General features: G+C 34.6%; 9 protein-coding genes and 1 pseudogene. 9 read left to right on the plus strand and 1 reads right to left on the minus strand.

Translation table 11 applies throughout. From position 1 onward, the window contains the following. The first annotated feature begins 807 nt into the window (after positions 1–807). The 9 genes from V7014_RS09375 (at position 808) to V7014_RS09415 (ending at position 11318) form a co-directional block, all read left to right on the plus strand. Positions 808–1776, plus strand: coding sequence for a helix-turn-helix transcriptional regulator (locus tag V7014_RS09375; protein ID WP_335506430.1), 969 nt, complete (start codon positions 808–810; stop codon positions 1774–1776). 151 nt (positions 1777–1927) lie between these two features. Continuing rightward, positions 1928–3397, plus strand: coding sequence for a dynamin family protein (locus V7014_RS09380; protein WP_335506432.1), 1470 nt, complete (start codon positions 1928–1930; stop codon positions 3395–3397). Positions 3398–3416: 19 nt separating this feature from the next. Next, complete coding sequence (locus V7014_RS09385) at positions 3417–5687, plus strand: dynamin family protein (protein ID WP_335506435.1); 2271 nt, start codon at positions 3417–3419, stop codon at positions 5685–5687. A 97-nt stretch (positions 5688–5784) separates the two neighbouring features. After that, a complete protein-coding gene (locus tag V7014_RS09390; RefSeq protein ID WP_335506437.1) occupies positions 5785–6168 on the plus strand; it encodes a hypothetical protein in 384 nt (127 codons plus the stop codon). A gap of 8 nt (positions 6169–6176) precedes the next feature. After that, positions 6177–6557, plus strand: coding sequence for a hypothetical protein (locus V7014_RS09395; RefSeq protein WP_335506439.1), 381 nt, complete (start codon positions 6177–6179; stop codon positions 6555–6557). Between the two features lie 27 nt (positions 6558–6584). Beyond that, on the plus strand, positions 6585–9719 hold the full coding sequence (locus tag V7014_RS09400; RefSeq protein ID WP_335506441.1) for an ATP-binding protein: 3135 nt from the start codon (positions 6585–6587) through the stop codon (positions 9717–9719). Continuing rightward, entirely contained in the window at positions 9716–10387 is a 672-nt protein-coding gene (locus tag V7014_RS09405; protein WP_335506443.1) for an HNH/ENDO VII family nuclease, read from the plus strand. The genes V7014_RS09400 and V7014_RS09405 overlap by 4 nt, the downstream gene beginning before the upstream one ends. Beyond that, positions 10380–10775 carry an SMI1/KNR4 family protein gene (locus V7014_RS09410; RefSeq protein ID WP_335506446.1) on the plus strand — a complete coding sequence of 132 codons (396 nt, stop codon included), beginning with the start codon at positions 10380–10382 and terminating at the stop codon, positions 10773–10775. Before V7014_RS09405 ends, V7014_RS09410 begins: the two co-directional genes overlap by 8 nt. Positions 10776–11174: 399 nt before the next feature. Further along, positions 11175–11318 carry an HNH endonuclease gene (locus tag V7014_RS09415; RefSeq protein WP_335506448.1) on the plus strand — a complete coding sequence of 48 codons (144 nt, stop codon included), beginning with the start codon at positions 11175–11177 and terminating at the stop codon, positions 11316–11318. Here the strand turns inward: V7014_RS09415 and V7014_RS09420 are convergent. Continuing rightward, positions 11279–12351 (minus strand): annotated as a pseudogene (locus tag V7014_RS09420) (IS3 family transposase); the annotation flags it as partial. The gene V7014_RS09415 and the pseudogene V7014_RS09420 sit on opposite strands and share 40 nt — an antisense overlap.

Here is a 12351-nt window from a genome sequence, read left to right on the forward strand (position 1 = left end):
GTTATAATATGGTATTCATTATACCATCATCACTCTATGTATAATTTAAAAAACCTATGAATTTTTAGATATGTTATCTTAATTCTGGATATAAAATTTGTCAAACACCATTTCAATGTTTGGGTAAATACTAAAAAATATAGAGTTCTGATTAACTACTAGACCAATTGTATAATTCTTTTCTTGGCAAATCTTTGTAATGTAGTAAAATGGACATAGAACATTTGGCTTGCGTTGTAAATCCCAAAGAGACTAGCAAGGAGTCATGTTGAGAAGCATTATTTAGGAGTAAAGTTTTGGACACGCTGTAGGTATTTGCTTTGAATGCTGGCTATTCAGTTGTTTATTTAGCACTATAGCTTTATTTCACATTACAAAAAACATGTCCGTTAAATCTAGAGTATAGTAGCTTTGGGAGTGATACTACCATAAGTAGTGATGCACCATCGATGAAAAGGTAAAGGGAAAAGCAAGAGGAAGTTGGTTAGTAGTTTGGAGAAAACGTTTATACCTTAGAAATCATTGGAAAGCTTTATTTCCTTATAAAAACTTGTCGAAAAGTAAGGACGTAAGGCTACGGATTTGAAGCTAGCAATGGTCAACGGGGTGTAAAATTAACTTGTCCTTCGTATGACTTTCGAAGGGCTTTTTATTTGTTTTACATAGGATACTAGAGAAAGATTTTAGACATGTGTAAGAAAATATTTAGGAAATCCTCTTTGAAGGACATAATGTGTCCAAGAGGATTTGTATGATGGAGATGTAAAGTAGCTTTTCGAATAGTGAGTAGAAATGAAGGAGGAACATATGAGTATACCGCAAAATCAGACGTATCGAGTTTTGTCTATGTATGATCGGTTATGTAAAGGTCATGTTCTCACGAAAAAAGCAGAAGGGGATTCATTTCAGGTTGGAGAAAAGACCATTCAACGCGACTTTAAAAGCATTCGTGACTTTCTAGAACAAACAAAAACGAACCAATACTTAGATTATGACACTAAGCAGAAAGTATATAGGCTGGAAATACGGGATGAACTGTTTTTACGAAATGAAGAGATATTAACTCTTGCGAAAATACTGATTGAATCACGTGCTTTTCCAAAAGCTGATATGGATCGCCTCATCGACAAGTTGACCAATCTTGCGCACCCGGCCAATCAGGACTTTATCAAAAAACTGATGTTAAATGAAAAACATTTATATGTAGACTTACAGCACAAACAATCACTAATTTCTTTAATTTGGGAATTGGCAAAAGCTGTTCATACAAAACGACTGATCAATATACGCTATCAACGAGAACACGATTACGAAGATAGTGAACGAACATTGAAACCCGTAGGGATAATTTTTTCAGAGTATTATTTTTATTTAATCGCGTATCAAACAAAGCGTGATCTCAACTTTCCAACCATCTATCGTGTTGATCGTATTACAGCATGTAATGTTACTGATGAACATTTTGAGGTTCCATATAGCGGACGTTTCCAAGAAGGGGAATTTCGCAAACGAATTCAATTCATGCATGCCGGTGACCTTATGACTATCAAATTCCGTTTTATTGGTCCATCTCCTCAAGCTGTAATGGATAGACTACCAACTGCTCGAATTGTAGCTAAAGACGAAAACAGTATTGTGTTTGAAGCAGAAGTGTTTGGACACGGAATTAAGATGTGGTTGTTAAGCCAAGGAGAGTGCGTGGAAGTCTTGGCACCCGAGAAGTTGAGAGACGAGATGAAGAAGAGTGTCATGGATATGATGAGCATGTATCAATAATGAATAATACAATATTGAATCATTTCTATATTTACCTTTTTTCAATCGACGTTGAGGTGCCAGTCATCCATCAAGGCTAATCAAGCAATGCTGTGTGTGAAGCCGGGCTATTATTAAAAAATAGTAGAGTATTTTTGAAAGGAAAGTAAATATGATTGAAAAAAAGAACATTTTCAAGCAAGACTCTCAAGAGATAGTTGAGTATTATAAAGCAGTTTGTGCTTTTTCTTATACTAAATATCCTTTATTCCATGAGAATACCAAAACAATGTACCATTATTTTAAACTTTTAAGCGACTATTCTTTGAAAGATAGACAATTTACTAATCATAAACAAGCAGTCAGCTTATTTTACACGCATTTTTTTAATTCGAAGAATGAAGAAGATAATACAATTCTGTTAAACGAAAAACAATTACTTAGTGAAGTTCGAAAAATTCGTTATAAATTTAAAAAAAATAGTATCCTTTTTTATACATATAAATACCTTTTTTTCGCTCACTATTTATTACTTAGATATGGAGTAGTAACAGAAGAAGATTCCATTATTCAAAAAATCATTCAAACGAAAGTATTAAAAATTAATAAAAAAGATGCTTTGAAAATAATAGGTTTTACCAATGCTCTTAAATTTGGTGATTTAGAATCTGCCAAGATGTTAATCCAAGTTAAAAAATTTCAATTTCTTTCATTCTTTTATGAATCTTTTAAAGATTATTACTCGTATCAACAAACTAATGAGAAAAGATTTTTGGTTATTGGAACAATGAGCGCTGGTAAATCTACGTTTTTGAACAGTATTGTAGGGAAGGACCTATTTCCATCACAAAACGAAGCCTGTACTTCCAAACTATACAAATATAAAAGCCGTCCGTTTATCGACCATTTTATTACAAGCATAAATGAAGAGAGTTCATTTAGTTGCTTATTTGATTTGAATGAAAAAGATTTACATAGCTGGAATGAAAATGAAAATATCAAATGGGTGCAGTTGGAAGGATCTTTATCAAATATGTGCTCAGTTAACACCCGAGTAACATTTATTGATACGCCAGGTACTAACAATTCGATGGATCATAGCCATAGTGATATTACCATGGAAGTACTAAAAAGTGATTCATATGATACGCTAATATACTTGATAAATGCTACACAGCTTGGAACAGATGATGATAAATATTTATTAGGTAGGGTAAAAGAGCATCTAAGTAATAATAAGGATGAAAAAATAATTTTCGTAGTAAATAAAGTGGACGAAATTGATGAAAGTAGCGGCGAATCGATAGCCAAATTTGTAAATAATACAAAAGATTATCTCGAAAAGAATGGGTTTGAGAATCCAAAAGTTCATTTTGTTTCCGCTCTAGCTGCAAAGCTTTCGCAAATGGTTTTAGCTGAACAACCATTAACAAGAAAAGAAAGAAATCTGTTTAAATTTTATTATGACTTTCTTTCAGAGGATGAGGCAGATTTAACGCAATACTCTAATGTAAACAATAAGACCGCTCATGAAATGGATAGAGCAGGCCAAGTTACTGTAGAAAATCAGATATATGATATCTCTCGAATCTATAAAGTTATCAATCATTCAGGGATTAATCAAATTATAAACTTAATTTAATTTTACGGGGGTTTGCGTCATGGCAGATATTTATATTCAATATAATCCATACACAGTAGAAACAATCATTGAAGTTGATGGAAAAGATATAATGAAGGAGGGAAAATTAAGTCAGTACAAATCAGATCGCCTGCAAGTCTGGATTCAAGATTTACTACCTGTAATTGATGAAGTAGCTAATGAAAATCAATTAGATATTCGTTTTAAAGGTACAATACCAGATTATGAAGATCTTTTGGAGGTTTGTGAGCAATATAGTGAATCAAATCCTTCCATAAAAATCACTATTGAACCTATCCCGGCAAAAGATACTTCACATAAACTAATGGAGCTTGAAAATCTAGTGGCCCATATGCAAAACGGTCCTTTTGATGCGCTAAAAGATCCAAAAATTCAGCAAAATTTTGAAAAAGCATTAAATAGACAATTTGAAATTGCTGTGATTGCAACAATGAGTTCAGGAAAGTCTACTTTAATTAATGCATTTCTTGGACAGGAGTTGATGCCTTCAAAAAATGAAGCATGTACTGCAAAGATTTCAAAGATCAAAAATGATAATGAACTTGAAGAATTTTCTGCTGTTTGTTTTGACTCGCAAGGAAATGAATTGACAATCCAACAGAATGTGATGATGACAGATATGGAGCGATTCAATGAAGACCCGAACATTTCTTTGATTGAAATAGATGGGAACATTCCATCAATCTCTTCTAGAAAAATGAATTTAGTACTTGTAGATACGCCAGGGCCAAATAATTCAATGGATGGAAGTCACCGGGAGCATACTTTACGTGTGATTAAAGATGATGATAAGCCTATGGTATTATATGTTCTTAATGCAACGCAACTAAAAACTGACGATGATTACGCTCTTTTGAAAATCGTAGCGGAGGCTATGAAAGTGGGTGGAAAACAATCAAAGGATCGTTTTATTTTTGCGGTTAATAAAGCGGATTGTTTCGATCCGGAAAAAGGTGAAAACCTCGTAGATGTTCTACGGAATGTGAAAACGTATTTGGAACAACATGGGATTGAAAATCCGAATGTTTACCCAATCTCAGCTGAAACGGCAAAAGTCATACGTAAATACCAAAATGGTCATACATTAACAAGACATGAAAAGCAGACCCTAAATGGCATTGATTTATTCCTTGAAGAATCAGTAATGCATTTGGAGACATATGCGCCTTTAAGTCCTTCCCTTAAGAATAATATTTCTGATCAAATTATGATGGCAAGAGATCGCCAAGATGAAGAGGCTGTAACGTTATATCACACTGGTGTTCCTGGAATTGAAGCTGCCATTAATGAATATTTAGATAAGTATGCAGTTACATCGAAGATTACAAATGCTGTTAATTCGTTTAAGAGAATCGTAGAGCGAGAGCAAATTATGCAAAATCTTCAACAAAGAATGGCTGATGATCAGCAAGAGAGAGATAAAATACATCAAGAGATGGAAAAACTGGAGAAGGAACTGGAGAAAGGAGAGAAAGCACAAAAATTCAAACAAAAAATTCAAAATCTTAACTTTAATATTGATCAATATTTTGAGCAAGCACGTAATAAGATCTTTGGCCAGCAACTCCAAGGTATTTCTGATAAGTTTCGCAATCAACGAATAAGCAAACATGAGGCAGACGTTATTCTGTATAAAGTAAAAAAAGAAGTCGATATTTTGCAAGATGATGCCGTAACAGATTTAGAGAAAGTTATTACCCAATCACTACGCAATAATGGAGAGCAATATATTCAAGAGTATCATCATTATGTTCATAATATTATGGACTTTAAAGAAAGTAAAATTCAAGTGAAAAATTGGGATAAGGCGATAATGGTGGATATTCCTGATATAGAAGAGCTCATAAATGAATACACGGTTGTGGAACAAGAATGGGTTGGAACAAAAACGGTAAGAAATGAGAATAAAAAATGGTACAAGCCTTGGACATGGAAAGATGATAAATATTATGAAGAAGATATCTATGAAGACCGTGAATATATAGATATGACAGAACTAAGAGAAGAGTTCCTGGTTCCTGTCCGTTTATCTCTGAAAGAAAACTTTGATAATGCAAAATCTTTTGCAGAAGATGAACAGGAAAAACTGAAGATACATTTTATTCAGGAAATTAATCGCTTAGAAGCGCTTATGAAAGAGCGTGTTCAAGAAATTAAAATGTTATCAGGCCGTAGCTTCGAATTGGAAGACCAGTTGAAGAAAAATGAAGAAGAGAAACGTTGGTTGAATGAATTCGTGGCACAACTAGATGCTATTTTAGAAGTGTAAAAGAAGAAGGGACAGGATAATAATGGCTAGTTTTTTAGAGAAGGCAATCGAGGAAAGAAATATCCGGAAAATTCAAAGTGCGCTGGGTACATACATTATGTCAGAACCTACTGATAGAAAAAGAGAAATTGCGAACGCAGTCAGTAAAATAGAGCAGCTAGGTATAGAGATTTGGGAAGAGCATGACGGAAGAGAACTTGAATCAGATAAATCAAAATGGGATAAACATTACTTCACAGAGCTACAGTCACAGTTAGAAACTAATTTTTCAAAACAACGGTTTCAACGAACTCTACAAGTAGGCCGTCACGTGTATAAAGAAGAGCTATCAAGACCAGAAAGAGCAGTACAAGGTCAACCAAGGCCAAAAGTGAAGGGACAAGGTCAACCGTACAAGGGTTTTCATTCGGGAAAGCTTTTAGTGGCGGGATTGGTGGTGGTAGCCGCAGCGGCGGCGATTTACATCGTGACTCAAAAGTAGCTCAGTCAATGAAAGAGTTTGGTGATTTTATTTCTGGTCCTTCTTCAGAGGAAGAACGTCTAAAGAGTGAAAAACGCAATTTAAAGAGTGAAAATAATCATCTTTCTGTTCAAGTTCAACAATTTGAACAGAAAGATCTAAGTCGGAAAAGACTACTTGAGGAAAATCAAAGTCTTAAACAAGAAAATCAAATTCTTAAAAATAGGCTAGAACAGCTTAAACAAGAGCTAGAGATACATGAATTAAAACAAGATAAGTATGATTCCTTAAAAAGGGAGCTAGAGAAAGTACATAGTTTAAGTAGCCTTTTGAAGAGAAGGGTACATACACTTATCAATGATGAAGAATTATATTACGAGATAACCAAGCTAATGCAAACAAAAAAATAAGACTTCTTTAAGAAGGGAGTACTTTACTTGAACTCATTAGATATACGAAAACAAACCGATCTTCAAAGCTCGTTTTCAATTGCCGAAGAATACCTGGGGAAAAATTATTTATTTGATTTAACTAAACATGATGTGATTCCATTACCATCCCATATTCAAAATATTACGGCTAGACAGCATATTCGATTATTACAGGTCACTAAAATTGTATACGATAAGAACGAAGATATTACTGAAAAGCTGATCAATATTTACAACACAGTTGGCAACCTTGATAGTTCATTAGTCTTAATTATTGATAGTGATGGGAAGGAAGTTCATTTATATGTAGGTGTTCGTTCTCGAAATGTGGTTGCGGCTAAGGAAGGGTTGGAAAAAAGTTTTAATGGTAACTTTCCAGGTACTGAATTAAGAAACTTACGCAATAACGAAATTGAAGATGTATTAGAGACTATTTTCCATAATACAATAAATGATTCAAATAAAAATATCTCATCAGTATCCGGCATTCCAGCAATGAAGGATGTCGAAAAGGTTCAATATATTCAGGGATTAGAAAAACTACTTGATGCGATGCGAGGAGAGAAATTCTCTGCTTTATTCTTGGCTGATCCTGTTTATTCTAATCAAATAGTCCAAATTCGCCAGGGTTATGAGACATTATATACTGAGCTGGCGCCTTTTCAGCAAACTGAACTCTCTTTTGGACAAAATGATAGCCAAGCGATTACAAATGGAATATGCAATGGAGTTACAAATACAATTAACGATAGTTTAACAAAAACGCAAAGTTATACGCGTGGAAAATCGGAAGGTACGTCGCATAATACATCCACAAGTTCTAGTTTTAATAAAGGTATGGGCTTTATCATCTCGGCTAGCCATAATAATACGAAGACAGATGGTTTGACAAAGTCATCTACTTTTAACTCGTCTCATACTGATAGTTCTGCTATGACTAGGGGCTCTTCTAAAGCAGACACATCAACAACAAATAAGAGCGATACAGTAACGGAAGGCAATTCCCGTAATCTTCAAGTTAAATTTGAGAATAAAACTGTAAGCAATTTGTTAGTAAAAATTGATGAACAGCTGGAACGATTAAAAAGTTCGGAAGACTTCGGGTTGTGGAGCTGTGCGTGTTATTTTCTTGCAGATAATCAACAGACAGCGAGGGTGGCTGCAACAACTTATCAAGCGATAATGCGTGGAGAAAATTCATCCATTGAAAACTCATTTATTAATACTTGGGATGGTTCAAATGCGGAGAATCTCATAAAAGTTAAAGGATACTTAGCAAAGCTTCATCATCCTCTTATTCAAATTGAAGCGAATACGGTGTTAAATCTTCCTTATGTTTCACCTGGGACTTTAGTAAACGGGCGAGAACTGGCAATCGGATTTAGTTTACCGAGAAAATCTGTAAGTGGAATTCCAGTAATAGAATCAGCTGAATTTGGCAGAAATGTCTGGACTTATAAGTCAAGTGGCAGCTCTCATTCTAAACACATTAATTTGGGCAATGTTTTCCACATGGGTAGAAAAGAAGATACGAGTGTTCAATTAGATTTACAGAGTTTAGCTATGCATACATTTATTACTGGTTCAACTGGTTCGGGGAAGTCGAATACGGTATATACACTGTTAGATAAATTAATAGAACAAGATATTAATTTTTTAATCGTCGAGCCTGCAAAAGGCGAATATAAGCATATATTTGGTGGGCGTAAAGATATTCATGTGTATGGCACAAATCCCAAGATGGCACCGTTAATAAAAATTAATCCTTTTCGTTTTCCAAATGAAGTTCATGTGCTTGAACATATTGATAGACTTATTGAAATCTTTAATGCATGTTGGCCAATGTATGCGGCAATGCCTGCGGTCTTAAAGGAAGCAATAGAGATAAGTTATGAAAAATGCGGTTGGGATCTTGAGTCCTCTCAATCATATTTGAACGAAATAACATATCCGACATTTGAAACATTGTTGGCGACTTTACCTGATGTTATTAATGCCTCAGCATATTCGCAGGATACAAAAAGTGATTATAATGGAGCCCTTGTAACCAGAGTTAATTCATTAACAAACGGTTTAATCGGCCGAATTTTTTCTGATGATGAAATAGAGAATGAAAAGTTATTTGACCAGAATTGTTTAATCGATATTAGCAGAATCGGATCAAATGAAACGAAATCGCTTATTATGGGTATTTTATTTATGCGTCTTCATGAACAACGGATGTCTAAAGCAACAAGTATGAACACACTCTTAAAACACGTTACTGTTTTGGAAGAAGCGCATCATTTGTTAAGAAGGACATCTGTTGATCAAGCACAGGAAAGTTCTAATTTGCAAGGTAAAGCAGTTGAAATGATGACTAATGCAATAGCTGAAATGAGAACGTACGGCGAAGGTTTTATAATTGTCGACCAGTCTCCGGGATTGCTTGATAGGTCGGTTATTAGAAATACGAATACAAAAATTATTCTTCGCTTGCCGGATGGACATGATCGTGAAGACATTGGTAGCGCAATTACGCTAAATGAGGATCAAATAAAAGAAACCGCAAAATTAAAAACTGGAGTTGCGGTTGTATACCAAAATGATTGGCTTCAGCCAGTATTATGCCAAATTTCTGAGTTTATGGACGTCAAACCGTTCTCATATTCAAAAGACTTAAAAACACTTGCCGATGAAAAGCAAATAAGAAGTGAGATCATAAAAATATTATTGCAACCTCGTGTAAAAGAGGATGAACGTTATCACTTGGACAAGCCAGAAAAGGTAAGGCTAAGAGAAAGGGCAGTAAATCTTAACATAGAAGAGGAGAGTAAGTTATTCCTTATTGATAATTTATCAGAATATGAAGTAAGCAATACAATGGAAATTTGGGACCAGAAAAATTTCAAATCATTATCGGCTCTTATTTATCAAATCCTGCCTTTTAAGAGACAACTTAGCTATATGCAAAACTATGAAATTTCACAATGGAATGAGAAAATTCAAACTATTATAAGCGATTATCTTGATCTAAATATTGCTGCCTATCATCATGCTTTAATGCAATGTGTTTTAAGGCATCAATCAGATGAAAGTAAAGAGTTAAAAGAGTTTTATTTCTCTTGGATTGATCACTATCGGAAGGATGGGCTTAAATGATTACCAGCACATTTAAAGAGATAGCAAGTGTTGTAGAAAAAGAAGTAAACGAAATCCCTACTATTCAAAATACTGAAGATAAAATAAATAGCTATGTGGAAGCGGATAAACCGCTTTTTGAACAGAAATGGGACAACAGCGAAGGCGACGACGTGACAAAAGAAAAAGGAACCTTTGCTCCTGAAACTAATGTAATGGAGCCATTGAAAGTATCAGATGTCGATATTACTGATGAAACTTTTGGATTTGAGAAATATACTAGTTTAGAAACCGCTTTAGAAAAGGCAACAGAGGCAGAAAAGCAAGTTTACGATAAAGCAAATGTAGAAGCAGGCGAGGTAAATAGCCGGGATGTTTTGAAAAGAACAGATATAGATTATGATGCTAAAGACGCTTTCGGCAAAACTAACTTGGATCGGATGGAACAAGGGAAAGCGCCTTTAATAGATGGCAAACCAGTAGAATTACATCATATAGGCCAAGAGATGGACTCGCCTTTAGCTGAATTAACACAGACAGAGCATCGTGGCCCTGGAAATGATGCCGTATTACATGATAAACAAAAAGAAACAGAGATTGACCGTAACAAATTTAATGCAGAACGTGAAGATCATTGGAAAGCAAGAGCAGAACAATGTAAATTAGAACGAGGTGACTTAGATGTCTAGTATAGTAGAAGTAATTGAAAATGCTGGGGTGGATTTTGTAGGAGGTACCAATGACAAGATAATAGAGCTTGCAGAAAAAGAATTAAGCTTTAAATTTCCAGATTCTTATAAAGAAATTCTTAAAAAGTTTGGTGTTATTTCAATAGGGTCCCATGAAATCTTTGGATTAGGTGTAGATGGTTATTTAAATGTGGTTGAAGCTACTCGATCAGAACGAAAGCGATATCCTCAAGTATTAGAACAATTTATTATTATTCAGAATCTTTCAATGGAAGGAGCCTTAATTTTATTAAATTGTAATGGAGAAGTTTTTGAGTTTAATAATGGTAACACAAAGTTAATATCGAAATCATTGTTGCAATATATTCAAGAAGAAATTATTTCATGAAGGATGATTGATATGAGTGACTAAATTCACTAACAGCCTAGAAATGACAGGGTTAAATAAAGATAAAAAGGGATACTAACAGAGATTATAATATTATCCCCTATAAGTAGACAGTGTAAAAAGGCTACAAGTCATTGAAGTGGTACACTAATAATTTATAGGGGATTTTATCATATCTAGAAAAAATAATTCTTACTTTGATTAGCTTAAGTTACAATCAGACATTTGTATTTGAATGGTGATGGAAGTTATCACATTCGGAATCTATATGGAGATATACCATCAACATTTCGAAAATTTTGTACACTAAGCATACTTTGACACGAAAAAAGCCAAATACTCGTACGTTAAGGAACTTGATTTTTTTCGTGTCAGATTAGTTTTTATTTAATGACCTTAATGTATTGGTTATCAAATGGTGGTGAGGATACGATTGGAAATACGGTGCCGTTATGTCCGAACTGCCATAAAAAGTGGTATGTCAACACTAAACTGGACAAAAATTATAAGGTCTGTTGCTTGAATTCCACTGGTGTTAAATAGCCTAGTGTTCCGTGAATTCGAATGTTATTGAACCAATGAACATAATCATCAAGTTCAAGAGCGAGCTGTTCAAGAGAAGAGAAATGAGCTCCGTTAGCGAATTATATTTTAAATATCTTAAACGTTGCTTCAGCTACAGCGTTATCATAAGGGCATCCTTTCATGCTCAGTGATCGTTGGATACCGAATGTTTCAAGACTCTCTGAAATTAGTTTGTTATCAAACTAATTTCAGAGAGTCTATATGAAACATTTTGACATCATTCAAATTGGCATGGATGCTCGCAATCGCTTGATACACAAGTTCTGCGGTTTTATTCGCATCAGCACTATGACCAATGATTTCGCGATTAAAAAGGTTGGCAAATAGGCATACATAGTGCCACTTTTTTCCGACACGAACGTATGTTAAATCGCTGACGATGACAGCCAATGGCTCTTTTTGCTCAAACTGACGCTGTAATTCATTATTTATTGGCGCTTCATTACATGTTGATTTATGCGGCTTATACTGTGCTACTGTATAGTTTGATATGAGTCCAAGCCCCTTCATTAAACGACCAATTCGACGACGTGATACGTGTTTTGGCTCTGGTAATTTACTCAGTTCTTTCTTGATTTTACGTGTACCATAATTATTACGGCTTTCTTTGAAAATACGGGCAATCTCTTTGGAAATCTCTTTATCTTCAGTACTAAGCGTACGTTTACCACAAAAATCTGCATGATAGTAATACGTACTCTTTGGAATATCGAGGACGTCACACATTGCTGATATTGAATATTTGTGAGCGTTATTTCGAATCACATCTATTTTCGTCCCATGATCAGCGCCGCCTGCTTTAAAATATCGTTCTCCATCAATAATCGTTGGTTTTCTTTACGTAATCGAGCCAGTTCATTTTCTTCTTCTGTTCGATTATCTTTGGCAGCGAAAGAGCCTGTTTCTTTATGATTTTTAATCCAACGATCTAACGCAGAAGGCGTAATATCATATTCTCTAGCAATGTCTGCACGAGATTTACCATTTTCAT

The organism is Bacillus sp. JJ722 (assembly GCF_036963345.1).
Classification (GTDB): domain Bacteria; phylum Bacillota; class Bacilli; order Bacillales; family DSM-1321; genus Bacillus_AD.